This is a genomic window from Gemmatimonadaceae bacterium, assembly GCA_036504815.1.
In the GTDB taxonomy this organism is placed as follows: domain Bacteria; phylum Gemmatimonadota; class Gemmatimonadetes; order Gemmatimonadales; family Gemmatimonadaceae; genus PNKL01.
Window position 1 is genome coordinate 55,549 of record DASXUN010000006.1, and the last position, 26,330, is coordinate 81,878.

17 protein-coding genes are annotated in these 26,330 nt (G+C 68.1%); 2 read left to right on the forward strand and 15 right to left on the reverse strand.

Features of this window, described 5'->3' with window-relative positions; translation table 11 throughout:
• Window positions 1-54: 54 nt before the first annotated feature.
• From VGJ96_03295 to VGJ96_03335, 9 genes are all read right to left on the reverse strand, one after another.
• Complete coding sequence (locus VGJ96_03295; GenBank protein ID HEY3286128.1) at window positions 55-1,614, reverse strand: M20/M25/M40 family metallo-hydrolase; 1,560 nt, start codon at window positions 1,612-1,614, stop codon at window positions 55-57.
• Window positions 1,615-1,820: 206 nt separating this feature from the next.
• Window positions 1,821-3,371 carry an amidohydrolase family protein gene (locus VGJ96_03300; GenBank protein ID HEY3286129.1) on the reverse strand — a complete coding sequence of 517 codons (1,551 nt, stop codon included), beginning with the start codon at window positions 3,369-3,371 and terminating at the stop codon, window positions 1,821-1,823.
• A gap of 154 nt (window positions 3,372-3,525) precedes the next feature.
• A complete protein-coding gene (locus VGJ96_03305; GenBank protein ID HEY3286130.1) occupies window positions 3,526-6,129 on the reverse strand; it encodes a zinc-dependent metalloprotease in 2,604 nt (867 codons plus the stop codon).
• 38 nt (window positions 6,130-6,167) lie between these two features.
• Window positions 6,168-6,659 carry a DUF192 domain-containing protein gene (locus VGJ96_03310; GenBank protein ID HEY3286131.1) on the reverse strand — a complete coding sequence of 164 codons (492 nt, stop codon included), beginning with the start codon at window positions 6,657-6,659 and terminating at the stop codon, window positions 6,168-6,170.
• Between the two features lie 43 nt (window positions 6,660-6,702).
• Window positions 6,703-7,977, reverse strand: coding sequence for a DNA polymerase IV (locus tag VGJ96_03315; GenBank protein ID HEY3286132.1), 1,275 nt, complete (start codon window positions 7,975-7,977; stop codon window positions 6,703-6,705).
• A gap of 168 nt (window positions 7,978-8,145) precedes the next feature.
• Window positions 8,146-8,925 (reverse strand): DUF4397 domain-containing protein, encoded by a 780-nt coding sequence (locus VGJ96_03320; protein HEY3286133.1) that lies wholly within the window; start codon window positions 8,923-8,925, stop codon window positions 8,146-8,148.
• A 6-nt stretch (window positions 8,926-8,931) separates the two neighbouring features.
• Window positions 8,932-10,503, reverse strand: a complete 1,572-nt coding sequence (locus tag VGJ96_03325) for a RagB/SusD family nutrient uptake outer membrane protein (protein HEY3286134.1) — start codon at window positions 10,501-10,503, stop codon at window positions 8,932-8,934.
• A 68-nt stretch (window positions 10,504-10,571) separates the two neighbouring features.
• Entirely contained in the window at window positions 10,572-13,637 is a 3,066-nt protein-coding gene (locus VGJ96_03330) for a SusC/RagA family TonB-linked outer membrane protein (protein HEY3286135.1), read from the reverse strand.
• A 361-nt stretch (window positions 13,638-13,998) separates the two neighbouring features.
• Window positions 13,999-15,012, reverse strand: coding sequence for an OmpA family protein (locus VGJ96_03335; protein HEY3286136.1), 1,014 nt, complete (start codon window positions 15,010-15,012; stop codon window positions 13,999-14,001).
• 204 nt (window positions 15,013-15,216) lie between these two features.
• On the opposite strand from VGJ96_03335, the gene VGJ96_03340 reads away from it, so the two are divergent.
• Window positions 15,217-17,289 carry an acetoacetate--CoA ligase gene (locus tag VGJ96_03340; GenBank protein HEY3286137.1) on the forward strand — a complete coding sequence of 691 codons (2,073 nt, stop codon included), beginning with the start codon at window positions 15,217-15,219 and terminating at the stop codon, window positions 17,287-17,289.
• Between the two features lie 197 nt (window positions 17,290-17,486).
• Here VGJ96_03340 and paaZ read toward each other — a convergent pair whose 3' ends face one another.
• From paaZ to paaG, 5 genes are read right to left on the reverse strand one after another with little or no spacing between them, the layout of a single operon-like run.
• Complete coding sequence (gene paaZ, locus VGJ96_03345; GenBank protein ID HEY3286138.1) at window positions 17,487-19,589, reverse strand: phenylacetic acid degradation bifunctional protein PaaZ; 2,103 nt, start codon at window positions 19,587-19,589, stop codon at window positions 17,487-17,489.
• Window positions 19,589-20,191 carry a transferase hexapeptide repeat family protein gene (locus VGJ96_03350; protein HEY3286139.1) on the reverse strand — a complete coding sequence of 201 codons (603 nt, stop codon included), beginning with the start codon at window positions 20,189-20,191 and terminating at the stop codon, window positions 19,589-19,591. The genes paaZ and VGJ96_03350 overlap by 1 nt, the downstream gene beginning before the upstream one ends.
• A 2-nt stretch (window positions 20,192-20,193) precedes the next feature.
• Entirely contained in the window at window positions 20,194-21,405 is a 1,212-nt protein-coding gene (pcaF, locus tag VGJ96_03355; protein HEY3286140.1) for a 3-oxoadipyl-CoA thiolase, read from the reverse strand.
• Window positions 21,402-22,622 carry a 3-hydroxyacyl-CoA dehydrogenase NAD-binding domain-containing protein gene (locus VGJ96_03360; protein ID HEY3286141.1) on the reverse strand — a complete coding sequence of 407 codons (1,221 nt, stop codon included), beginning with the start codon at window positions 22,620-22,622 and terminating at the stop codon, window positions 21,402-21,404. Before VGJ96_03360 ends, pcaF begins: the two co-directional genes overlap by 4 nt.
• A 4-nt stretch (window positions 22,623-22,626) precedes the next feature.
• Window positions 22,627-23,409 (reverse strand): 2-(1,2-epoxy-1,2-dihydrophenyl)acetyl-CoA isomerase PaaG, encoded by a 783-nt coding sequence (paaG, locus tag VGJ96_03365; GenBank protein HEY3286142.1) that lies wholly within the window; start codon window positions 23,407-23,409, stop codon window positions 22,627-22,629.
• Between the two features lie 157 nt (window positions 23,410-23,566).
• On the opposite strand from paaG, the gene VGJ96_03370 reads away from it, so the two are divergent.
• A complete protein-coding gene (locus tag VGJ96_03370) occupies window positions 23,567-25,663 on the forward strand; it encodes a transketolase C-terminal domain-containing protein (GenBank protein HEY3286143.1) in 2,097 nt (698 codons plus the stop codon).
• An 84-nt stretch (window positions 25,664-25,747) separates the two neighbouring features.
• Here the strand turns inward: VGJ96_03370 and VGJ96_03375 are convergent, their stop codons facing one another.
• Entirely contained in the window at window positions 25,748-26,152 is a 405-nt protein-coding gene (locus VGJ96_03375) for a four helix bundle protein (protein ID HEY3286144.1), read from the reverse strand.
• Window positions 26,153-26,330 lie beyond the last annotated feature (178 nt).

A 26,330-nucleotide genomic window follows, 5' to 3' on the forward strand; every position in this document is an offset into this window, starting at 1 on the left:
AAGTCGAAGTTCCGAGTGAAACTAAGAATAGCGCCATCCCAACTCAATTGGCGGTCACGGTGTCAGCTTGGGCCAGTGCGCGTCCAGCCGGGTCATGATGGCCGCGAAGGCCTCGATGCCGTCCCACAGGTTCTGGAGCCGCAGGTTCTCGTCCTTGGCGTGCTGATTGTCGTCGTGGTTGGCGATGGGGAAGATCACGAGGGGCACGCCCAGCGCATGCTCGATCATGCTCGTGGGGAGGGATCCCCCCAGCGTCGGGACGCGCAGCACCGGCTTGCCGAGCATCTCGTCGAGCGTCGCGGTGAGCGCCTGCGACACGGGCTGGTCGAGGCTCACTCGCGTCGCCTCGTCACCCTCGCCCCAGGTCATCCGGACCACCTTGCGGTGCCCCAGTCGTTCGGCGTCCGTGGCCGCGGCGTGCGTGACATACCAGCCGTTCGCCTTCAGGTGCGCCTCCACGAGTTCGCGCACGTGCGCCGGCGTCTGCTTTGGCACGAGGCGGAAGTCGAAGGACGCCTTGGCTTCCGTCGCAATGGCGTTGGCGGCGAGCCCTTCCACTTGCCCGACGCGCAAGCCCCTCATGTTGATCGCCGGAAGCAGGATCCGCTCGGCGAGGAGCGCGTTGTCCGCCTCGGTGCCGCCGAGGAGCAGTTCACGGCGCAGGGCGCTGTCCACCGGCGGGAGGGCGCGCACGGCGGCCAGTTCCCGGGCCGTCGGCGGCACCACGTCGTCGTAGTAGCCCTTGATGAGGATGCGTCCGTCGATGTCGCGCATCGAGCGCGCGAGGTCGGCGAGGAGCATCCCCGGATTCGGCGCCCAATTGCCATAATGCCCGCTGTGCAGCGCCTTGGCGGGACCGTACACCGTCAGCTCGAGCCCCATCGCGCCGCGCGCGCCGAAGGCCACCTGCATGCCGCGGCTCTGGTGCGTGGGGCCGTCGCAGAAGAGCCAGGCGTCGGCCGCGAGCAGCGCCTTGTTCGCCGCGAGGATCTGCGGCAGGTGGGCGGAACCGGATTCCTCCTCACCCTCGAAGAAGAACTTGACGTTGATCGTGGGAGACTTGCCGAGCGCGCGCAGCGCGTCGAGCGAATTCAGGATGGCGTTGATGGGCGCCTTGTCGTCGCCCGCGCCGCGCGCAAAGATGCGCGCCTCGGGGTTCAGCCGTCCGCGCTCCGGAAGCGGCACGTCCACCCATTCGCCGCCGCGGAGTTCGCGCAGCTGCGCGGCATAGGGGGCGCCGCCCTTCCATTCCGTGGGATCCACGGGCTGGCCGTCGTAGTGCGCATAGACGACGATGGTGCGCGTCGCCCCTGGCGCGCGCAGCTCGCCGTACACCGCGGGCGGCCAGTTGCCGTTCTCGAGCAGCCGCGCCGCGACGCCGCGCCTGGCGAGCATGCCGACGATGGCCGTCGCGTTGCGGCGCAGCGCCTCGCCGTCGTTCTTGGTGTTCGGAATGGCGAGGAACTCGGCGTATTCCCGCACGATCTGCGGTTCGCGGGCCTCACGCCAGGTGCGCACCTGCTCGCGGAGCGTCTGGGCGCTGAGTGGCGAGGCGAGGACCGCGATCGCGAGCAAGGGATGGCGGATGGCAGAGAGCGGATGGCGGATCTTCATTGTCGCGGAGACCAGTGTGTACGGAGGTTCACGGAGACTGCAGGAATGATGGCGGTTGGAAACCCGGCGGGGGAGGGTGCCGGAGGGCTGATGGGCGGCTGATCCGATCGTGTTCTCCGGACAGCCGCCCATCGCCGGCAGCGACCGCAATCGCCAGTCGCAATCCGAGTTCGCAATCGTAAATCGGAATCCGAATTCCCAATCCTCTATCTCTTCCGAAGCCCCTTTCCCGCCATCACGCCCGTCGGCTGCCCCTCGGCCACCGCCGCCTTCCCGTTCACGAAGACCCACTGCATCCCCACGCTCAACCTCTCGGGCTCCACGTAGGTCGCCAGCTCGCGGATCGTCCTGGGGTCAAACACGATCACGTCCGCGTAGAATCTCGGTGCCAGCGAGCCGCGCTCCTTGATGCCGTAGACGTCGGCAACCTGCGACGTGGCCGACTGCACCATGCGCTCCATCGTGATGACGGGCTTGTCGAGCACGTAACGGCGGATCTTGCGCGGGTACGTGCCATAGAGGCGCGGGTGTCCGCCCGAGCCGTCGGAGCTGGTCATCACGTACGGATCCTTCATGAACGTCTCGACGTCGCGCTCGTTCATGTTGAAGGATGCCACGCCCATGTCGATCCCTCGGCGGATCAGCTCGAGCGCCGTTTCCGACGGTGGCATCTTCAGGTCGGCGGCCACCTGGCTCAGGTACTTGCCGATGTACGGCTTGGCGTTGTCCCCGCCGTTGATGAGCAGCATCGTGGTGTCGCCGCCGCGGCGCCGCAGGTTGTTGCGCATCTCGACGAGGATCTTCTCGCGCGTCGCCGAGTCGGCAATGCGCGCCTGCAGCGAGTCGCGGCCGCCCGCCTGCGCCCAGCGTGGCAGCAGCGCGGCGCTCAGCCCCGTGCCGCTCGCCGTCCACGGATACTGGTCGGCCACGACCATATGACCGGTGGCGCGCTCCTCGCGCATCAGGCGCAGCACGCTGTCGGCATAGCCCCACACGTCGATGCCCAGCGCCTTCACGTGGCCGAGGTTGGTGGTCAACCCCGACTCGCGTCCAATGCGAATGGCCTCGCGCACCGAGTTCATCAGGCCGATGGTATAGGAGCTCTCGTCGCGCTGGTGCGTGTCGTACACGCCGCCGTACGGCTTGGCGGCGGAGGTCACGGCGATCACCTCGTCGATGCTCGCGTAGTTCTGCGGCGCGTAGAACAGTCCGGAGCCCACACCGAAGGCGCCCTCGCGCATCGCCTTGTCCACCAGCTTGCGCATGCTGTCGATCTGCGCCGGCGAGGCGGGGGCCGACGACGCGCCCATCACGTGGCTGCGCAGCGTCCCGAAGCCGACCATCGCGAAGGTGTTGGTGCCGAGTCCCTTCTTTTCCGTCTCGGTCTGGATGCGGGCCACGTCCCACGGGCCGCGGCCATCCGGACTATTGGTGACCGTGGTGACGCCCTGCATCAGCGCCGGAATGTTCCGCCGCCGCTCGTCATTGAACCGGTCCACGCCTTCCATGGAGTGCGTGTGCGGGTCAATGAAGCCCGGTGCGACAATGAGCCCCTTCGCGTCAATCGTCTTGCCCGCCTTCACCTGCGCCTTGGCCGCGTCGCCGACGAAGACCACGCGGTCGCCGCGAATGCCGACGTCGGCCACGCGCCCCGGTTTGCCCGACCCGTCGTAGACGGTCCCCCCTTTGATGAGGATGTCGACGGAGTCGGCGCGGGCGACGGTGAACGCCAGGAGCAGCGGAAGCAGCAGCGGCATGATGAGCTCAGCGAAGAAAGGTCTCACAGAAGGTCGGACACCCGACAGAGCAACGGAAGAGAGGCCCCCAACGTTGGAGGCCCCCCTTCCTGTTCCCGTTCCCCCACCGTGCCCGTGCCCTTGCACCGACTAAGGCAAGGGCACAGTCACGGGCCTACTTCTTGGGATTGAGGATATCGTCAATCTCCGTGTGCAGGTCCTGCAGGTGCGCGCGGACGACCGCGTTGCCCGCCTTGGCGGTCGCCGCCTTCACCTGCGCGTCGAGCGTGCGCAGTTCGGCGCGCAGCAGCGCGCGCGCGTCGCTCGTCGGGCGGGCCGGCAGGATCGAAAACTGTCCGGTCTGGCCGAACGAGACGCGCGGCGACGGCGTGGCCGTCAGCTTGGCCTTCACCGCCTCCACATAGGAGCGCTGGAGCGTGCGGCGGTAGACGTCGATCGTCACCGTCCCGGCGCCCAGCTCGCTGAAGATTCCGCCGCGCAGGTCGCCCAGCATCTCGGCGAGCGAATACGCCTCGCCCGGCTTGGCCATTGCCTCGAACTCGATGAGGCGCGCCAGGCGGTCGTCGTTCATCAGGCCGGTGATGAGCCCGCGCTGCGCCTGGTTGATGCGCGCCACCGAGCCCTCCGGCTCGATGCGGCGCAGGATGGCTTGGTCGACGAAGTACGTCGGTGTCCTGAACGCGTTCTCGTTGAGGAACTTCACCGCTTCGCGCTGCCGCGCCGCGCTGACCGGCGTAAACCGCGGTCCCGGCTGCGCGCCGTACTTCTCCTGCGTCTCAGCGGCGCCGACGATGGCCACGACATGGCGCATCTCGGTGGACCACTGGCCGATGAGCCGACCGTACAATTCCTTGAGGTTCTCGTTGTCTTCGAGCGGCGACGTGACCGCCGGCGCCACCATCGGAACGAGGCGCTTGATGTTCTTGAGGCCCAGCGCCGTCGCTCGCACCGCGTCGGCATCGCCCACCGCCTCGGTGTTGTTGCCCGGGTCGGCGCCGAAGTCGTCCGTCGTCGAGAAGCGGAACCACGGCGTCTTGTCCTGCTCGCGCGCCCACGCGTCGAGCGTCGGGCGTTCGTCGTCCGGCGTCTTGGCGGCCGGGATCGGCGCGTAGCCCCAGTGCGTCATGTACACGTCGTACGGGCCCTGCTTCGGGATCAGGTCGCCGAGGGCGATGCCGTCCTCCGGCTGCGCGACGTAGTTGAAGCGCGAGTAATCCATCAGCGTCGGGGTGTGGCCGTTCTTCGCCACCCACGTCTTCGAGCGCACCGAGTCCACCGGATACAGCGAACTCGCTTTCATGTTGTGCGGGAAGCCGAGCGAGTGGCCGATCTCGTGGGCGATCACGTACTCCATCAGCCGCCCCTGCAGCGAATCGGGGAAGGGGAGCTTCTGTGCGCGCGGGTCGAGCGCCCCAACCTGCGTCCAGTACCAGTCGCGGTTGAGGTTCATCACGTTGTGGTAGATCTGCAGGTCGGCTTCCATGATCTCGCCCGACCGCGGGTCGTGCACGTGCGGGCCGACGGCGTTCTCGATGGTGCTCGGCAGCCAGCGAATGACGGAGTAGCGCGCGTCCTCGGGCGACCAGTCGGGATCTTCCGCCGCCGACGGCGCGTCCTTGGCGATGATGCCGTTCTTGAAGCCGGCGGCTTCAAAGGCCGGCTGCCAGCTGGTGATCGCCTTGCGCACCCAGGGCTTCAGCCACTCGGGCGTGGCGGGATCCACGTAATAGACGATGGGCTTCACCGGCTCGCTGATGGCGGCCGACGGGTCCTTCTTCTCCAGGCGATAGCGCGTGATGAAGCACCGCGCCTCCGACCGCTGCTCCGGGCGCGAAAAATCGATGGAGGTCGTGCGGAAGTAGCCGACGCGCGAGTCGCAGAGGCGCGGCTTCATCGGCTGCTCGGGCAGCTTCACCATCGACCAGTGCACCAGGTAGCTCTCGCTCTGCGGCGGGGCGCCGGGGGCGGCCGTCGGCATGCCGCCGCCGAACGGACTCGGCGCGGGCGTCGGCGTGGCGTTGATGGTGAGGGTGGCCTCAGTCTCGATGTTGGTCGGGAAGGTGGCCACGCGCTCGAAGAAGGTGCGGGATGCATCAAGCGTGCCGCGGTAGCGCTTCAGGACGCTGATCTCGGTGGGCGGTGCCGTGAAGAGGCGCGTCACTTCCACGACGGCAGCCGAATCGGGGCCGTACGCCTCGACGTTGAAGGCGCCGAGGATGATGTCGTAGTTGGCCGCGTCCACCGCCTTGGCCACCGACGACGACGGGTCGGCGATGATGGCGAAGCTGACGGCCTTGAGCAGCACCCGGTGCTCGCGGCGCTCCCAGCGCACGACGCGATTGTCGAGCGCCTGTCCGCCGTAGCCATTCCCCTCGTTGGTCTTGGCGATCTGCGTCACGAGGAGCATGTCCTTGCCAAGCTCCGCCTTGGGGATCTCGTAGTAGAGGCGTGAGCCGATGCGGTGCGTCTTGAAGAGGCCGGCCTTGGTCTTTACATCGCCGCGAATGACGGTCGCATACGGACGAGGCGTCGGGTCGGAAGCCGCGCCGGCTCCACCGGGGCCGCCGGGCGCCGTGGGAGCGCCCTGACCGGGTCGCGTGCTGTCCGGACGGGCCGGAGCACCGGGGACGGCCGCAGCGCCGCCCGCCGTGTTGGCGCCCGCGGCCGGGCGCGCCGGCTGCGGCGTGGTGGCCGGGGCTGGCTGCTGCGAGCAGCTGGCGAGCGTCAGGAGCGAAAGAGCGAGAGAGATTCTGCGCAAGGTCGGCTCTCAGTGAAGGGAGTGCACCGGCCCGTTGGCTAGGCGTCAGGTTCGACGACGAGCCCGGCCGGCAGGGTGAAGGTGGCGATCGTACCCAGCGTGACGCCGTGCGAGGCGAACCACCCCTGGTTCACCTCAATTGCGTACCGCATCAGCCCAGCGTTGAACCCGCCGACCACCGTGGTGCTGTTCGGCGCCATGTCGGCGAGGAAGATGACCTTCTTGCTCGCGTCGAGGAACGCGATGGACAGCGGAATCGGGGTGTCCTTCATCCAGAATCCGCGCTGCCGGTCGTCGGAGAAGACGCAGAGCATGCCGCTGTCGGCGGCCATCGTCGTCACGCCCGTGAGTCCCTTGGTACGCGAGGCGTTCGTGGCGGCAATGGCTACCTTCAAAGTGGCGCCGTTCAGGGTGACCGTATTGGCGGTCGCCGGATGAGGCCCCGATGGCGACGAGTCGGAGCAGGCCACCCCCGCAACAAGGGCGGCCAGCAGGGTTGTGCGACGCAGCAGGCGGGCAGTGGCGGGCATAATTATATGAAGATGGCGGGGCCCGCCGGGCGGCGCCACGCGTTCACCGGGGCTTCCGCGCCCCTTTCTCGCCCAGCGGCGTGGCGCGGGGGGCGCCCGCGCGAATGGAGCCGTCGCCGAACTTCTCGCGGACCCGGTCCACGGCGCGCGAGAGCGCGCGGTCCCGCGCGCTCTCCAGCGGCGCCGGCGCATGCGGCGCCTTCGCGTGCGCCGGCGCCGCGGCGCCGAACAGCTCGCGCTGTTCGGCGTCGCGCGCCGGCGAGAACTTCGACAGCGCCACCCCCGCCAGCCGCACCGGAGCCGTCCAATTGCGCCGCAGTTCAGACAGCAGGTCGCGCGCTGCGGCGGCCACCGCCGTGTCGGACGAGACGGGCTCGTCCACCGTGCGGCTCATCGTGCGCGTCGTCCATTTCTGGTCGCGCACCTTGACCGTGATGGTGCGGGCCTCGAGACCGTCACCGCGCAGGTCGGCGGCGACCCGGTGCGCCAGCACGAGCAGTTCGCGGCGCAGGACGGCGTCGTCGGCGATGTCATGGTCGAAGGTCTCCTCGCGGCTCACCTGCTTGGCCGGCGCGTGCGGCTCGACGGCCGAATCGCTCTCACCGCGCGCCTTGCGGAGCACTCGATACGCCGTCTCGCGCCCGATCCACCGGGCGAGGCTCGCCGCGTCGGCGTCGAGCACGTCGCGCACCGCGACCAGCCCGACCTTGCCCAGCTTCTCCTGCAGTTTGGGCCCGATGCCGGGCAGGTCGGCGAGGGCGAGGGTGCGCATGAACGGAAGCACCGCGTCGTCCTCGACCACATGCACGCCGGTGGCGCCGGTCCGCGGTTTGGGTTTCGCGCGCTCCACGGCGAGCTTCGCGACGAGCTTGTTGGGGCCGATGCCGATGGAAACGCGCATCCCCGTCTCGGCAAAGACGGCGTCCCGGATGCGCCGCGCCGTCTCGCCAATCGGTTCGTGGTGATACAGCGCCTCGGTGCCCGAGAGGTCGAGGTACCACTCGTCGATGCTGGCCGCTTCGACGAGCGGGGTGAAGCCGTCGAGGACGCGGCGGATGGCGCGGCTCGTGTCGGCGCAGGCCGTGCGCGGCACCGGGACGCACATCGCCGATGGGCAGAGCCGGAGGGCCTGCGAGATGGGCATGCCGCTCCGCACGCCGAAGGCGCGGGTCTCGTACGACGCGGAGCAGACGACCCCGCGCGACCCCGGCCGGCCGCCGACGATCAGCAGCGTCGCCCGGCCGGCCCCTGCGGGCTCGACCGCGCGGGCCACGGCCACGAAGAAAGCGTCGGCGTCGACGAGGAGGATTCTGGACACGATCCGATTGAGGATTTGGAATTCGGAACTGGATATGGGATTACGATAACGGATTCCGAATTGCGATGGGGGGCCCCGAAGGAGCCCCCCATCCCAATCGAGCGTCGTTGTCTTGAATCGGAATCCTGAATCTCGTGCCGGATTCCAGATCCTCAATCGTCTGAAGTCCTACTGGTTCGTGGTATTATCCAGGAACAGCGACGTCGTCCCGCGCAGCGTGATCGTGTAGACGCGTCCGGCGGAGAACTGCACCGCCGTGCGGGTGACCTTCGACACGCCGGCGGCGTCCTTGGCCTCGATGTTGTACGAGCCGGTCGGCACGCCGACGAACGCACTGCCGGCCTTGTACGCCGTGATGGCGCCAATGGCCGCCTGCGGCGTGGCCGTGGTCGTATTCGTCCCGTACAGCGTCAGCGGCGTTGCGGTCGGGCTGGCGTTGACGAACCGGACCAGGGCCTGGCTCCAGTCCACCGTGCCGGGGAAATTGTCCTCGACCACGAACGCTTCGGCCGTCTTCGCCGTCGCGTCGTAGACGCCGCTGATGTAGTACGAGTACGCCTTGCCGGCGGTCAGGCTCGCCGTGACCTTCGACACCACCGTGGCGCGCGACGTCGTGTCGGCGAGCTTGGCGGAGAGGTCATACGAGCCCGGCGTGATGGCGCTGTAATAGCCGCCCGCCGTGACGCCGCCCGAGATGACGCCGGTGATCGATTCGACGCCGCCCGTGACGATGCCCGTCTTGGAGTCGATGACCACCCCGACGCTGCTGAGGCCGGCCATCTTGTCGTTGTTGGCGTAGAAGTACACGCCGGGTGCGCCGACGCTGAAGTTGAAGAACTTGATGCGGGACTCCGCCATGGGGCCCGTGATGTCCGGGAAGGCTTCCTTGCCGCAGGACGACAGCACGGTCGCACACAGCAGTACCGCAATGGATGCGAGTTTTTTCATGGTCCGTTACGGTTGAGTGATCCAGAGCGGCTTCGTATGATAGTCGGCCGCATCAGCGCCGATCTTCTTCAGGGACTCCATGTTCCAGACGTATTCCGAGTTGTAGCGCGGGCGGATGCGCTGCACCACCTTGCCCGCGTTGTCGCCGTACAGGGTGGCGGACGGCGGCACGAATCCGGGGAAGACCTGCTTGCCGCTGGCCGGATCGATGTCCGTGTAGTGATAGCGGCGCATGTCCATCCAGAGCTCGTTGTGCCCCCAGCCCCACTGCGCGATGTACTTCTGCGACATGATGTGGGTGAGGGTCAGCCCGGCGGCAGTCGCCGGCACGATGTTCGGATCGGCCAGGAAGGCGTTCTTCTCCGCCGCGGTGATCTGCGTCGGCGTGCCGCTGGCGTCGAGGTTGCGCGCGTTGACGAAGTCGATGTGCGCGGCGATGGCGTTCTTGTACGCGGTCAGCGCCGTCGCCTTGTCGCCCATCCGATACGCCGCCTCGGCCTTCACGAACTGCAGCTGCGCATACGTGATGGCGGGGAAGCGCGACTTGTCGTCAAAGAGGTAACGCGTCGGCGACCCGGAGGCGGGTGAGGCGGCGTACCCCCAGATGTTCATGGGGCGCTGCGCCGTGGAGAGCGCGCCGTAGGTGCCCAGCGCCGGATCGAGGCCGCGATAGGCGCCGTCCGGGGCCGGCGACAGCATCCGGCTCATGCGCGGATCGACGGTGCCGCCGAACTGCGTGCCGTCCATCAGGCCCACGATGAAGTAGGTCTGGCGGTACGACGTCAGGTTGCCGCGCGTCGGGCCGTAGAAGTTGCGGTCGTCATTCACCGTGGCCGGGAACTGGAGCAGCGCGTCATCGGCGTTGCTGGCCAGCGCGAGGTCGACATTGGCGATGACGTCCGCCGGCTTGTACGCCGCCTTGTTGGTGAAGTGGTTCAGCGCGATGGCCTTGAGGCCGTACGCCACCTTCAGCCACTTCGTCCGGTCGCCGGCGTAGATCTTGTCCGTCCGGCCCAGGTACGTCGCGTTGACGGCGCCGTCGGTGCGCTTGAGGTTCTCGATCGCCTTGTCGAGCAGGCGCAGGACCTCGCTGTACGCGTATTCCTGGGTGTCGTAATTGAAGTAGAACTTGTTCTGGTCGATCGCCTCCTTGACGATGATCTCGCCGTGGAGGTCGGTCAGCACCATCCAGCCCCACCCCTTGAGGATGTAGCCGACGCCCAGCACGTCCCAGCGCTCCTCCGCCTCGGCCTTGGTCATCATGTCGACCAGGTTCTGGCCAAACGACCAGTACACGTCGCGCCACTGCTGCGCGCCGTTGTCGGAGCCGGGGTCGTACCCCATGCGGTCCCACGTGCTGGGGCTCGAGCCGACCAGGATGAGCTGCTGCGTGTAGCGGCTGACGAAGCGGCCGTCCCACTGCGGGGACGACACCCACCAGTGCAGCATCGGCGACAGGTACAGGTTCGCCGACGCCGTCTGCGGGGCGTTCGGGTTCGTGTTGACGTCGAGGAAGTCCTGACAACTCGCCGTCAGTGCGAGGGAACCCACCAGCAGGGTTGCGAAGAGTTTTTTCATCGGCGTCTTCTTGGTCACAGTGAAATGAGTCGCGTGACGGAGGGGAGTCCTGAGGTTGTTGGTCATGGTCAGAACCCCACCTTGAGCCCGAACGCGATTCCCTTCGGCATCGGGAAGTTGCCGTAGTCGATGCCCGCCGCGCCCGACCCGCCGAGGGCGGCCGTGTTGCCGTTCACCACCGGGTCCATGCCGGTGTAGTTCGTCTCCATCCACAGGTCCGTGCCGGTGATGTAGAGGCTCGCATCGCGCGCGCGCAGCCACTTGCCCGGGATCTGGTAGCGGACGGTCACGTCCTTCAGGCGGATCCAGTTGATGTCCTTCTCGATGAACAGTTCCTCGCTCATCGCGAGGTAGTAGTTGGTGTTGATGGCCGGGATCACGACGATGTTGTTCTTCGTCGGGGTCGCCGAGTTCTCGAGACCGTCACGGAGCACGCCCTTGATGACGCGCGGCTGGTTGCGGTCGAGCGTGCGCATGCTGAGGCCGCGCACGGTGAGATAGTGATCGGTAGCGTTCATGATGTCGCCGCCCTTCCGGATGTCGAGCAGGAAGGAGACCGACACCTTCTTGTAGCGGACCGTGTTCGTGACGCCCAGCGTGAAGTCGGGCTGGCGGTCGTAGCCGCGGTCCACGAAGACCGAGTTCGTGAGCGGAAGGCCCGTCGCCGGGTTGATCAGGAGGTCGCCGGCCTTGTTGCGCTGGTAGAAGAAGCCGGTGAGCGAACGCGTGCTGCTGCCCGGGGTCACGCCGTTGCGGACGTTGCCATACAGCCACGTGTCCGACATGTACGACTCAGGGAGCGCGTTCGGCAGCGCGAGGACGCGGCCGAAGGAATGATCGAAGTTCGCCTGCACGTCCCACGAGAGGTCGTTCTTCAGGTACGGCGTGGCGCGCAGCGTGATCTCGGTGCCTTCGTTGCGCGTCTTGGCGCCGTTCAGGTTGAACAGGATGTACCCGGTGGCGTACGAGCCGCGGATGTTCTCGACGATCTGGTCCTTGGTCTCCTTGCGATACCAGGTGACGTCGACGCCGAGCCGGTCGTCGAGGAAGCTCAGTTCCGTCCCGATTTCGTACGAGTTGGCGAACTCCGGCTTGAGCTTCAGGTTCGGGCCCCAGAAGCCGTACCCGTAGCCGCCGTACGACGTCAGCTTGTACTCCAGCGACGGACGGTACGCGTACGGCCGCGCGTCCTTGCCGACCTGCGCGAAGCCGGCGCGCAGCTTGCCGCTCGTGAGGTACTTCGTCAGCGACGGGAAGGCGTCGGTGAAGATGAAGCTGCCCGACACCGACGGATAGAAGAACGAGTTCCGTTCCCGCGGGATCGTGGACGTCCAGTCATTGCGGCCGGTGACCGTGACGTACAGGTACTTGTTGTAGTCCACGGTGGCGCTGCCGAACACGCTGATGAGGCGGCGCTGCGAAATCACCGTGCGCGCGGTGCGGGAGCTGGTGTTGTTGATCGACACGAAGTTCGGGTCGAGGAAGCCCAGTCCCTGCTGCGCGTCGGTGTTCGACTTGTAGTCGTTGATCGCGTTGCCGACCACGCCGCTCAACGAGAATCCCTGCCAGACCTGGCGGCTGTTGATGTTCAGCAGCGTCTGCGTGGAGATGTTGCGCGTCAGGTCGGTGTTGATGTCCAGGATGCCGCCGTTCGAGAAGCCCTTGGTGCTCTCGGGGTGGCGCAGGATCAGGTTCGAGTTGGCGTAGTTGTCGACGCCGATGTTCGTCTTCAGGTTGCCCCACGAGAACGGCGCGATGGTCAGGCCGATGTTCGTGAGGATGCGGTTCGTCTTCGCGTTGATCTGGTTCTTCGCGACGCTGAAGTACGGGTTGTCGTTCTCCGAGGCGTCGCCCAGCGACGTGTAGCGGCGGCGGGTGCCGGCGGGCGTCTGCCAGTCGGCGGCGTTGTCATCCGACGGCCACGCGATGAGGCCGAGCAGCGGGCCGCCCGCGCCCTTCAGCGCCTGGTCGTTCGTCGAGTACGCGTACGTCATCGACAGGTCGGCCTTCAGCCACGAGTTCACGACCGCCTGCGACGCGCCGGTGAGGTTGATGCGGTTGTAGTTCGTGTTCGGCACCACGCCTTCCTGCTTGTCCGCGGAGACCGAGATGCGGTAGTTGATCCGGTTGTCCGGGGCGGCGCCGCTGAACGCCAGCGAGTGCTTCTGCGTCAGCGCCGTGCGGAAGAAGCCGCCGACATTGTCGTAGAACTTCGTGCCCGGGGCGTACGGGACGCCGTAGTACAGGTAGGTCGAGCTGCCGAGGATCGGGCTGCCCGACGCGTTGATCGCGCTGTACACCTTCTGGATCTCGGGCTCGCCGCCCGGGGAGTCCATGCGGAAGTAGTTGCTGTACTCGAAGCCGCCGGTCCCGGGCTTCCCGCGCTTGGTCGTGATGACGATCGCGCCGTTGGCGGCGTCGATGCCGTACAGCGCCGAGGCTTCCGGGCCCTTCAGCACGACGAGCGACTCGATGTCCTCGGGATTGATGTCCGAGGCGCGGTTCGTGAAGTCGAGGCCGCGATTGTCGAACGAGGTGGGCGAGTTCGGCGCGTCGGACGCGAACTGCGCCGTCAGCATCGTCTTGTTGTCGAGCGGCAGCCCGTCGATGATCATCAGCGGCTGGTTCGAGCTCGAAATCGAGCTGATCCCGCGGATGGTGATCGAGGTGGAGGCGCCCGGGACGCCCGACGTCGACGTGACTTCGACGCCCGCCACGCGCCCCTGCAGCGCGTTGATGAAGTTCTGGCGGTTCGTCTGCGCGATGTCGGCGCCCGAGACGCTCTGCTGCGCCGTGCCGATCGCGCGCTTCACGTTGGTCTGGCCGAGCGCGGAGACGACGACGGCGTCGAGGCTCGTCGCGACCTTGCGGAACTGGACGTTGATGACGTCCGCGGCGCCAACCGTCCGCTCCTCCATCGCATGCCCGATGAAGCGGAACTGCAGCACCTGGCCGACTTCGACACGGATCGAGTAGTTGCCGTCGAAGCTCGTCAGGCCGCCGAGGCGGGTGCCCTTGATGACGACCTGCGCGCCCTGGACGGGCGCGCCGACGTCGTTGGTCACCTTGCCGGTCACGGTCTTCTGCTGCGCAAATGCTTGCGCGGCGCAGAACACCAGGGCCGTCAACGCCATGAGGACTCTGTTTTTCATCATGAGGTGTACCGTGTGTTGGTGGACAGTGAGACACTTCCAGCCGCGCCCGCGCACGCCGTTCGGCGCATCATCGGCGGGGGCTCCAAGCTCCACATCAGGGAGACAAGCTGCCAGGGCTCCTAGGGGGTGGTTGGGGAAAGTACGATCCCACAGAAGATGCGGATGCGAAGCGCCACTCGGCAAGAGTGACTCACCCGATATTGTGCGCGCGTACTAGAGAGGAGACGCGGTGTGCCACGCAAACAAATGGGAGGCGCCGATTGGCGCCTCCCATTTGCCTGCTGCCTCTGCGTGACGCGCGGTCCGTCATCGGAACCCGCATCACCAATCGTCGATCACCCTACATCTCGATGATCACGACGCGCCGATTGAGCGCGCGCCCTTCCTTCGTGCCGTTGTCCGCGGCGGGATTGCTCTCGCCAAATCCCTTGGTGCTCATGCGCGAGGCATCGATGCCGCGATCGCGCAGGTACTTGAGGACCGTGGCCGCGCGGCGTTCCGACAGCGCCTGGTTGTAGGCGTCGGTGCCGATGTTGTCCGTGTGACCCTGAATCTCGACCCGGGCTCCCGGGTTCGCGTTCAGGTACTTCACCGCGGCTTCGAGCGTGTCCTTGCCGGCCTGCTTCAGCGACGACTTGTCGAAGTCGAAGTAGACGCCGGTGAGACGGAAGACCTCACGCGGCTTCGGCGCCGGAGCGGGCGGCGGCGGCGGAGCCGGGGCCGGCGCAGGCTCGACCTTCGGGGCCGGCGGCGGGGGCGGCGGCGGAGCCGGGGCGGGCGCCGGAGCGGGCGGCGGCGGCGGCGGAGGCGGCACGACGACGACGCACGGCGACGAACCCTTGCCGCCAAAGAAGCGGCTCAAGCCGGCGCGCAGGCTCAGCGTCTGCGTGCGGTCGCCCGTCGGGATCTGGTCCGACGGATCCTTGAAGTCCATCACGCCGCTGGTGCGCAGCGCCCAGTTGTCCCCCACGCAGAAGCGGATGCCAACCTGCGCGTTGCCACCCGAGTCAAACTGGTTCTTGGTGGTGTCCGTCCGGTACTGCGAGCCAGTCCAGCCGCCGCCGAAGAAGACCGAGCGGCGCGCGCCCCACGGAATGTGATAGAGCAGGTCGAAGCGATGGTTCAACGCGGTCAGGTCGCCAACACGCGTGCTTTGCGTCGCGCCAAAATCGCCCTCGTACTGGAAGGCGATGCGCTGGACGAGCGGAATGCTGATCATACCACCGAGCCCGAAGGCCGGGTCGAGCTTCGTCACATCCGCAAACTTCGTGTACTGCCCGTACACGCCGATTTCCACCGGCGTAAAGGCCTGCTGCGCGGCCAGCGGCAGCGCCGCGGCGAGCGAGAGTGCCACTACCGACAAACGAGTTCGCATAAGGAGAAGTCTCCAGCGAGTGTGATGGGGGAGCACCCGGCGCGTCCGAGGACACGCCAGTTGCCAGGTCGCGGCATCGCGAGACAGGGAACCGTGGGCCGTCGGTCCTTACGAGGTCCACGAGGCACCGCGCTTGGACCAGTTTCGCCAATATAGCATCTTTTGACGGACAAATTGCCCCGAATGCCACCTACTGAGACCGTCCGACCCCCCACTTGGTTCCCCGCACCGGATGCGCGGACGCGCACCTCGATGGGGCGGTTCTTCGCGTGGGTGGCCGAACGACAGCCGTCCGCGCCTGCCCCCGAAGCGCCCTGGGCCGACTGGCATGCATGGTCCATCCGGGAGCGGGAGGCGTTCTGGGCCGCCCTTTGGGAGTGGACCGGGGTCGTGGCCGAGCCGCTCCCGGGTGGTGGCGCCTGGGATGCGGTTTGCCTCGGCCGCGAGCGGATGGCGCCCCCGGATCCCCTGCTCGGGCCGCGCTGGTTCGAAGGCGCGCGCCTGAACTTTGCCGAGAACCTCCTGCGCCGGCGAGACGACGGCCTGGCCATCATTGCCCGCGACGAACGGGACGGGACATCCCGGCGCCTGACCTACGGCCAACTGGCCGCCGAGGTGGCCGCCGTCGCGGCGGCCATGCGGCGGGCGGGACTGGTGGCCGGAGACCGTGTCGCGGCCTTCATGCCAAACATCTCCGAGACGGTGATCGCCATGCTGGCCGCCTCATCCATCGGCTGCGTCTGGACATCGTGCTCGCCCGACTTCGGCGTTCGTGGGGTGCTGGACCGCTTCGGGCAGGTAACGCCGCGGCTCCTCGTCTGCGCCGACGGATACCGGTACGCCGGGAAGGAGATCGACTGCCTGGATCGCGTGCGCGAGATCGCGGACGCGCTGCCAACCGTGGAGCACGTCGTCATCGTGCCGCTGCTGCGTGACGCGATGCCTGACGCCGCTGATGCGACGCGTGTGCGCGCCGGCATCGGCTGGGCCGAGTTTGCGGCGCTGGGGCGCGGATCGCCGCTCGCCTTCACTCGCCTCCCGTTCAATCATCCGCTGTACATCATGTACTCCTCGGGGACGACGGGACTGCCGAAGTGCATGGTGCACGGGGCCGGGGGGACGCTGTTGCAGCACCTCAAGGAGCATCACCTGCACCTCGACCTGCGCGCCGACGAGCGGTTGTTCTACTTCACGACGTGCGGCTGGATGATGTGGAACTGGCTCGTGTCGGGGCTGGCTACCGGCGCGGCGCTCGTGCTGTACGACGGCGCGCCCATGCCGCCGGGGCGCGAAGGGCTGCTGTGGGAGATGGCCGAAGAGGAGGAGATCGCGGTTTTCGGAACGAGCGCGCGGTATCTCGCGCTCTCCGAGAAAGCGGGTCTCGTGCCCGGTCGGGCGGTTGGCGCCGGCCGCACTTCGGGACCTGGCGCCCTCCGGGCGCTGCGCGCGATCCTCAGCACGGGAAGCCCGCTGGCCGCACACGCCTACGACTACGTGGCGCGTGATGTAAAGCCGGGGGTGATGCTCGCGAGCATCTCCGGCGGCACCGACCTGATCTCCTGTTTCGCACTCGGCAATCCTCTCGTCCCCGTCCATCGCGGCGAACTGCAGTCGTTCGGCCTGGGGATGGCCGTCGAGATCTGGAACGCTGCACGGAAGCGCGTGATCGGTGAGCCCGGAGAGTTAGTCTGCACCGCGCCATTTCCCTCGATGCCCGTGGCCTTCTGGGGGGATGCCGATGGCAGCCGGTATCGCGAGGCGTATTTCGCGCACGTCCCAGGCGTCTGGCGTCACGGCGACTGGGCCGAGGAGACGCCGCACGGCGGACTCATCATCTACGGGCGCAGCGATGCGACGCTCAATCCCGGCGGCGTCCGCATTGGCACGGCGGAGATCTACCGGCTGGTCGAACAGATCCCGGAAGTGCTGGAGAGTGTCGTGATCGGCCAGGAGGTTCCCGATGGCGCGGGCGGCAGCGACGTGCGCGTGGTCCTCTTCGTGCGGCTGCGCCCCGATGCGGCCTTCTCCGACGCGCTCGCCGATGGCATCCGGCGCGCGATTCGCGCCAACGCGAGCCCGCACCACGTTCCGAGGGTCATCGTGCCGGTGGCCGACATTCCGCGCACGCTGAGCGGAAAGATCAGCGAGCTCGCGGTGCGCGACGTCGTGCACGGGCGCGCGGTGATGAACACCGACGCGCTGGCCAATCCCGAGGCGTTGGCGCTGTTCCGAGACTTGCCGCAGCTCCTGATCTGAGATTGGTGCGCCGCGCCTGCCTTTTTCACCGCGGAGGCACGGAGGAAGCACTGAGGGCCACGGAGTACTACAACTTCTTGGCGTAACTGCGCGCGCCACGCAACGCTCTGCGTGGCGCGATGTCGTTACCCCCAGTTGTAGCCGTTCTCCGTGGCCCTCGGCTCTTCTCCGTGTCTCCGTGGTAAGAAAGTCCAGCGCTACAAAGAAGAACCCTGCCGCCGCACGAGCGTCAGGATCGTATAGACCGCCACGGGCTCATCGTCCTGGTTGCGCACCTCCACGTCCCACGCGACGATGCCCTGCGGAATGCCGTCGGCCGGGGTCTCCTTGGCCGTCTTCTGCTTGCAGGTCAGTCGCGCGCGAATCGTGTCGCCGGGATAGACGGGCTTCACGAAGCGCAGCCCCTCGAGCCCGTAGTTCGCGAGCACCGGGCCGGGCGCGGGATCGACGAACAGGCCAGCCGACGCCGAGAGCACGAAGTAGCCGTGCGCCACCTTGCGCTCGAACACGCCCTGGCGCGCCATCGCGTCGCTCTGATGCGCATAGAAGTGGTCGCCGGAGAGCTCCGAGAACCGGTCCACGTCCGCGTCGGTGATCGTGCGCGCGGGCGTGTGGTACGTCTCGCCGATGGCGAGTTCCTCGAAGTGCTTCCGGAACGGATGCACCGCATCGCCGGTGGTCGCCGCGCCGGGCATGTACTCGTGCGTCACGTGCGTGAGCGTGGTGGGCGATCCCTGCAGCGCGGTGCGCTGCATGAAGTGCAGCACGCCGCGCGCGCCGCCCATCTCCTCGCCGCCGCCGGCGCGCCCGGGGCCGCCATGCACGAGGTGCGGCAGCGGTGAACCGTGGCCGGTGCTCTCTTTCGCGGTGTGGCGGTTAGCGAGCATCAGCCGCCCGTGGTGCGCCGCCACGCCCAGCGCGACGGTGCGTGCCACGGTGTCATTGCCCGTGAAGACCGACCCGACCAGCGACCCGCGCCCGCGCTTGGCGAGCATGATTGCCTCGTCCAGGCTGCCGTACGGCATCAGCGTGTTCACCGGGCCGAAGGCCTCCACGTCATGCGGTGCGGTGCGGCGCAGCGGATCGCGCGAGGCAAAGAGCAGGATCGGGTAGAACGCCCCGCGTGCGGCGTCGGCCCCCGTGACCTCGGGCAGGCCGATCTCGCCGTACACGAGCTCGGCATCCGCCGCGATGGCATCGACGGCGCGCTGCACCTCGCCCACCTGCGCGGCCGCGGCGAGCGGCCCCATGCGCACGCCCTCGACCGCGGGATCGCCGATGACGACGCCCGCCAGCCGCGCGGCGAGCGCGGCGCCGACCTCCTCCACCAGCGACGCGGGCACGAGCGTGCGGCGGATCGCCGTGCATTTCTGTCCGGCCTTCGACGTCATCTCATTCGTGACCTCGCGAATGAACAACGAGAACTCCTCGGTCCCGGGCACCGCGTCCGGGCCGAGCATCGAGAAGTTCAGCGAATCGGCCTCGGCGTTGAACCGGACGTTGTGCTGCACCAGCGAGGGACGCTGGCGCAGCATGCGCGCCGTCTCCGCGCTCCCGGTGAACGCCACGGCGCACTGCTCATCGAGGTGATCGAGCAGGTCGCCCGCGCTGCCGCAGATGAGCTGCACGCTGCCGGCGGGAAGGATGCCGCTCGCCACGATGTCGGCCACGACGGCTTCGGTCAGGTAGCTCGTCGCGGTTGCCGGCTTCACGATCGCCGGGACGCCGGCGAGGAGCGTCGGCGCGAGCTTCTCCAGCATTCCCCAGACGGGGAAGTTGAAGGCGTTGATGTGAACGGCGACGCCCTCGAGCGGGACGCAGATGTGCCGGCCGACGAACGTGCCGAGCTTCGAGAGCCGTTCCGTCGGTCCTTCGACGTGAAAGGGCTCATCGGGAAAGTCGCGGCGTCCGCGCGATGCATACGCGAAGAGCGTCCCGATGCCGCCTTCGATGTCCACCCAACCGTCACGGCGTGTCGCTCCCGTGGCCGCTGAGATGGCGTAGTAGCCCTCGACCCGCGCCATCAGGTGCTGCGCCAGCGCCTTCAGCATCCGCGCGCGCTGGTGGAAGGTCATCGCCCGCAGCACGGGCCCGCCGACCGTGCGCGCGTGGCGCACCATCTCCGCAAAGTCGATGCCGCCGCTCCCCGCTTCGGCGATCACCTCGCCCGTCACGGCGTGGCGCAACGGCGTGCGCGCACCGGTCCCCTGCATCCAGGCGCCGGCCGCGTAGTTGAAGAGGGCGCGCGGCGCGCGCCCTGAGGGATCGAGCGGCGTGGGGAGGGCGGGGGACGGGCTCATCAGTCGCGTCGCGTCTCTCTGAGGGGCTTGTACGTTGCGGCCTGCACGGCGCGATCGGCAGGGACCTCGCGCAGCGGTTCGCACGGCTGCAGCGACTCGCGCAAGCGCGCCGGCAGCGTCTGGTAGAGGGCGGTGCCCGCCGACTTCCACGCGAGCATCTCGTCGCTGACCGGCTTCACGATCCTCGCGGGGTTGCCCACCACCACCGAGCGCGGCGGCACCTTCATTTCGCCGGGCACGAAGCAGAGCGCGCCCACGATGCTCTCGTCGCCGATATCGGCCTGGTCCATCACCACGGCGTTCATGCCGACCAGCACGTTGCGGCCGATGTGCGCGCCATGCACCACCGCGCCGTGGCCGATGTGCGCGTTCTCCTCGAGCCGCACCACGATGCCGGGGAACATGTGCACGATGCACCCTTCCTGGACGTTGCAGCCGTCCGCGATCTCGATGCCGCCCCAGTCACCGCGAATCACGGCGCTCGGCCCCACGTACACGTCGCGCCCGATGGTCACGTTGCCGACGACGGTCGCGTTGGGGTGGATGTAGGCACTCTCGTGCACGACGGGAACGAATCCCTCGAATGCGAAGATGTTCGCCATCGCTACACTCGCTCCATCACCGCGGCCATCCCCTGGCCGACGCCAATGCACATCGTCACCAGCGCAAGGCGGCCGCCGCTGCGCTGCAACTGACGCGCGGCGGTGATGGCGAGTCGCGCCCCCGACATGCCGAGGGGGTGGCCAAGCGCGATCGCGCCGCCGTTCGGATTGATGCGCGGGTCGTCGTCGGCGACGCCGAGGGCGCGCAACGAGGCGAGCACCTGCGCGGCGAAGGCCTCGTTGATCTCGATGATGTCCATCTGATCGATCGTAAGGTCAGCCTTCGCCAGTGCCTTTTGCGAGGCCGGCACCGGGCCGATCCCCATCGTGCGTGGCTCGACGCCGGCCGCCGCGACGGACACAATGCGAGCCATCGGCGTGAGTCCGTGGCGGCGCGCGCCGGCCTCGGAGCAGACGAACGTCGCCGCCGCGCCATCGTTGAGGCCCGACGAGTTGCCGGCCGTGACGGATCCCCTGCCATCGGTGCGAAACGCCGGCTTGAGGCGGGCGAGCCCTTCGCGCGTCGAGTCGGCGCGAATGAACTCGTCGTGCGCGACGAGCCGCGGCGCTCCCTTCGCCTGTGCAATCGCGACCGGCGCGATCTCCTCGGCCAGTCGCCCCGCGTCACGGGCGGATGCGGCCTTCTGCTGCGAGCGCAGCGCGAAGCCATCCTGGTCGTCACGGCTGACGCCGTGCAGCTCGGCCACGTTTTCCGCGGTCTGTCCCATGGAGTCCGTGCCGTAGCGCTCTTTCATTATTGGATTCACGAAGCGCCAGCCGAGCGACGTGTCGTACAGCGCCATGTCGCGAGCGAACGGCTTGCCCGCCTTGGACAGCACGTACGGCGCCCGCGTCATGCTCTCGACGCCGCCGGCGATGTACAGATCGCCGTCGCCCACCGCCACGGCGCGGGCGGCGCTGGCAATGGCGCTGAGCCCGGAGGCACACAGCCGGTTCACGGTTTCACCGGGCACTGTGACGGGAAGTCCGGCCAGGAGCAGCGCCATGCGCGCCACGTTGCGGTTGTCCTCGCCCGCCTGATTGGCGCAGCCGAGGATCACGTCGGCGATGGCATCGGGATCAACCGATGCGTGGCGACCCATCAGTTCGCGGATCACGTGCGCCGCCAGGTCATCGGCGCGCACGTCGGCCAGCGCGCCGCCCAGGCTGCCGATCGGTGTCCGGAGGCCGCCGGCGATGAAGGCATGTGTCATGCGCGAAACCTCGTTCCGTCGCGGGCCGCGCGCCGCAGCAGCGGCGACGGCCGGTAGCGTTCCTCGCCGTATTCCGCCTGCAGCCGCTCGAGCGTGGCCAGCACCGTGGCGGCGCCCACCTCGTCGCACCAGGCCAGCAGGCCCTTGGGGTAATTCACGCCCGCCACCATCGCCGTGTCGAGGTCGGCGGCCGTCGCGACGCCGAGCCGCAGCGCGTCGACGGCCTCATTGATGAGCATCGCCCGAATTCGGTCGAAGATGGCCGCGCCGGCATTGGTGTCAGTCACCGGACTGGGCCGGACGGCGCCCTCGGAATAGTCGTAGAAGCCGCGCTTGGTCTTCCGCCCCAGCAAGCCCGACGCGACCAGCCGCTGCTGCGTGAGCGACGGACGGTAGCGTGGCTCGAAAAAGAAGCCTTCGAAGATCGCTCGCGTCACCGCGAAATTGACATCGTTGCCGATGAAATCCATCAGGGCGAACGGTCCCATGCGGAAGCCCCCGATCTCGCGCATGGCCCAGTCGATGGTGGCGTACGACGCAATCCCTTCCTCCGCGATGCGCAGCGCCTCGCCGTAGAACGGGCGCGCCACGCGGTTCACGATGAAGCCCGGCGTGTCGGAGCAGCGCACGGCGGTCTTGCCCCACGCGGTCATCAACGCCTGGCACGCGTCCGCAATCGCGGCCGACGTGCCGGCCCACGGGACCACTTCCACCAGCGGCATGAGTGGCGGCGGGTTGAAGAAGTGCAGGCCGATGACGCGCGACGGGTTGGGGCAGGCCGCCCCGATGGCGGCGACGGAGAGCGACGACGTGTTGGTCGCGAGCACCGTCTCGTCCCCGACGGCCGCCGCGAGGCGCCGGAAGAGGTCGCGCTTGGCGTCGATCTGCTCGACGATGGCCTCGATGACCACGCCGCATCCGGCGAACGCGCCGACGTCCACGAACTCCGTGTGGGGCTCGATGGTCGTGCGCCCGGACGACGGCTTCTCCACCGCGGTGATCCGCGCGAGCAACGCGGTACGCGTGGTGGCGTCCATCCGTCCGTCCGCCACCACGCTGGCGAGCGTGCGATCGATCGCCGCGTGCGCCTCGGCCGCCGCGCCGGGCCGGGCATCGGCCAGCATCACGGGATGCCCGGCTGCGGCGGCCACCTGCGCGATGCCACGCCCCATGGCTCCCGCGCCCACCACGCCGACCATCGTTGCAGTCGAAAGCATTGGGTCAGTGCCCCGTGAAGCGCGGGGCGCGCTTCTCGAGAAAGGCGTGCACACCCTCGGCATAGTCCGCCGTGCGCCCGGCCTCGCGCTGCAACTGCTCCTCGTACGCCAGCTGCCCATCGAGGTCGACGCCCAGCGACTGATTGAAGGCGCGCTTGATGAGGCCCAGCGCGCGCGTCGGCTGCGTGGCGAGATGCGCGGCGGTGGCGAAGGCGGTCTCGACCAGCGCCTCGGGGGCGACAACCTGGTAGACGAGCCCCAGTTCCTTCGCCTGGTCGGCCGTCACCTTCTCGGCGAGCATGGTCAGCACCGTGGCGCGATGCAGGCCGACGAGGCGCGGGAGGATGAACGTGCCGCCGCTGTCCGGGATGACGCCGATCTTCGCGAACGACTGGACGAAGGTCGCGCTCGACGACGCGAAGACGATGTCGCAGGCGAGCGCCAGGTTGGCGCCGGCGCCCGCCGCCACCCCGTTAACCGCGCAGACCACCGGCTTCTCGAGATGCCGAACGCCGCTCACCACCGGATTCCAGCTCTCGCGCACGAAATCGCCGAGGTCGGGAAGCGTGTCGCCAGCGGGCATGGCCTCGGCGAGATCCTGGCCGGCGCAGAATCCGCGCCCGGCGCCCGTGAGCAGCACGGCGCGCACGGTGTCCTCGCCAGCCGCCTGATGCAATGCCTGCACCAGGTCGCGCGCCAGTTCGCGCGTGACGCTGTTCAGCACGTCCGGGCGATTAAGCGTCAGACGAAGGACGCCGGCTTCGAGGGTGACAATCAGGGGGGGCATTCGGGGCGGCAGACGGGGGACGGAAGACGGGGGACGGAAGACACGTGCCATCAGGCGCCGTCCGGAGAAGCGCGACGGCGCCCTGCAGAGAGTCCGTACAATAATGCCCTGTCGTTGCCGCTTCCGGCCACCCGTCGCGGGGAAGATATTCCACCCCATGGCCGCCAAGACTGCAGCGACGCCCGACCCGCGGTTCGACTGGGAACGCATCGCGCGTACCGCGCTTGCCTCGCGGATCCTCGATGACCTCGAAGAACTGCTCAACCGAAGCAAGGCGACGACTCCCAAGGAGCACGTCGTCCAGTACCAGTTCTCGGCGAAGGGGCATGAAGTCGCGCAGGTCATCCTGGGCTCGCTGCTCACCGGGACGCACGACGCTGCGGGGGCGTATTACCGGTCTCGACCGCTGCTGCTCTCCCTGGGCCTGAGCATCGAGGATGCGCACGGCAGTCCGCTCGGGCGTGCCGGCGGCTTTTCCGACGGCCGGGACATCGGCGTCGTCTGCAACCTGCCGCGCCCGGATGGCGGATGCACGGTCCTGCCGATGGCCGGAGACGTCGGCTCGCAGTACACGCCCACCGCGGGTTGGGCGCAGGCCATCCAGTATCACCGCGACGTGCTGGGCGACGCGTCGTACGACGGCTCCATTGGCGTGGTGCTCGGCGGCGACGGGTCGGTGGCCGCCAACGGCTTCTGGTCGTCGCTGACGATGGCGACGACGCTGCAACTGCCGCTGCTGTTCTACATCGAGGACAACGACCTCGGCATCTCGGTGCGCGGCGCCATGCAGACGCCGGGCGGGAACATCGCGAAGAACCTCGCCGCGTTCGGCGGGCTCCTCCTGCGCGACGGCGACGGCACCGACCCGCACCAGACGGCGCAGCTGCTGGCCGAGTCGGTGGCGCATGTTCGGGCGGGGAAGGGGCCGGCGCTGGTGCACCTCACGGTGCCGCGCCTCAACAGCCACTCCGGTCCTGATAACCAGAAAGGGTACCGGACCGACGCCGAGATCGAGGCGGATTTCAAGCGCGATCCGCTGCCGAGGCTCAAGGCCTATCTGGTGCCGGCGCGCATGACCGCGCGCGCCTGGGAACAGATGGTGCGCGAGGTTGAGGACGAGGTGCGCGCCGCGGTGGACGCGGCGCGGGCGCGGCCGCACCCGACGAGCGGCGATGTGGCGCGCTTCGTGTACGGCGACGACGAGGAGGCTGTGATGGGCGGCGTGCCGCGCGCCGAACGAGAGCGCCTGCGCGGCACCGACGCGGTTACGCCTGGCGGAACGGTGCTGCGCTTCCAGGAGGCGATTCGCCGGACGCTCGATGTCGAACTCGCCGCCAACCCGCGCGTGCTCGTCTTCGGCGAGGACGTCGGACGCAAGGGCGGTGTGCACCTGGTGACGGAAGGGCTGCAGAAGAAGTACGGTGCGGCGCGTGTCTTCGACACGTCGCTGTCGGAGGAGGGGATCATCGGGCGTGCGTCGGCGATGGCGATTGCCGGGCTGATGCCGGTCACCGAGATCCAATTCCGGAAGTATGCCGACCCCGCCGCCGAGCAGCTCAACAACCTCGGCACCACGCGCTGGCGCACGCGTAATCGGTTCGCCAATCCCGTGGTGGTGCGGCTGCCGGGGGGCTTCGGCAAGGATGTCGGCGATCCGTGGCACTCGCTCAGCGACGAGGTGCGCTTTGCACACGCGTATGGATGGCAGGTGGCGATGCCGTCCAATGCGGCCGACGCCGTGGGCCTGCTGCGCGCGGCGATGCGGGGGGTGAATCCCACGATCTTCTTCGAGCACCGGTCGCTGCTGATGACGTCGGATGGCAGCGCGCCCTATCCGGGCGACGACTATGTCCTTCCGTTCGGGCGCGCGAATATTCTGCGCGAAGGAACCGACCTCACGGTGGTGACGTGGGGGGCGATGGTGCATCGGTGCGTCGAGGCGGCGGCCCGTTTTGGACCCCGCGTGGAGTTGATCGACCTTCGCACGGTGGCGCCGTGGGACAAGGCGACGGTGCTCGCGTCCGTCGAGAAGACCGGACGCTGCCTCGTGGTGCACGAAGACAATCTCACGGCCGGCTTCGGCGCGGAGATCGCGGCGACGCTGGCGAGCGAGGCGTTCTGGCATCTGGATGCGCCGGTTGAGCGGCTGGCGCCGGCCGATATCCCCGTCGCATACCACACCGACCTGCTGAACGCGATCGTGCCTACGGCAGAACGGATCGCGGAGAGGATGGACGGACTGATGGCGCAATAGGGTTGGAGAGTGCGACAGAGTACGACAGAGTACGACAGAGTACGACAGAGTACGACAGAGTACGACAGAATGCGGCAGGGGGACCTAGGTGGGGTCCTCCGCCAGGAGTGGTGAAGACTGGGTCCGCGGGCGGTTGCCGTTTGCGCGGGCGCGAAGCGCCGACGCCATACGGCGCAGGGCGATCACCTCAGCGATGAGTGTGCGCGCCTCGGTTGGGTCGAGTACTCCGCCAACTGCGGCAATGTCGATCAGCGAATGCAGTTCCGCCGCCGATCCCATCGAGATGCTCAGAAAGCGCGCGAACTCGCGATCGCTTCCGCGCAGCGCCCCTTCCGCCACGTTCGCCGGAATGCTGGTTGCGGCCCTCGAAATCTGGTCCCACAGGGCGCGATCGCTCCAGTTGCCGCGCGCCGCACGCGCCGCGCGATGCAGTCGCCCCGAGAGTGCGATGCCGCGCTTCCAGAGTTCTAGCTGCTCATAGTGATGCATGCCAGACGATGGCCACGTCCCCGACCCGTCGCGTCATCATTCACGCGCGGACGCGTCCAGAATCCCGCGATCCCTCCGTCCGTGCGGGTCGTCTGTGCTCTTCTGTCGTACTCTGTCGTACTCTGTCGTACTCTGTCGTACTCTGTCGTACTCTGTCGTACTCTGTCGTACTCCGTAG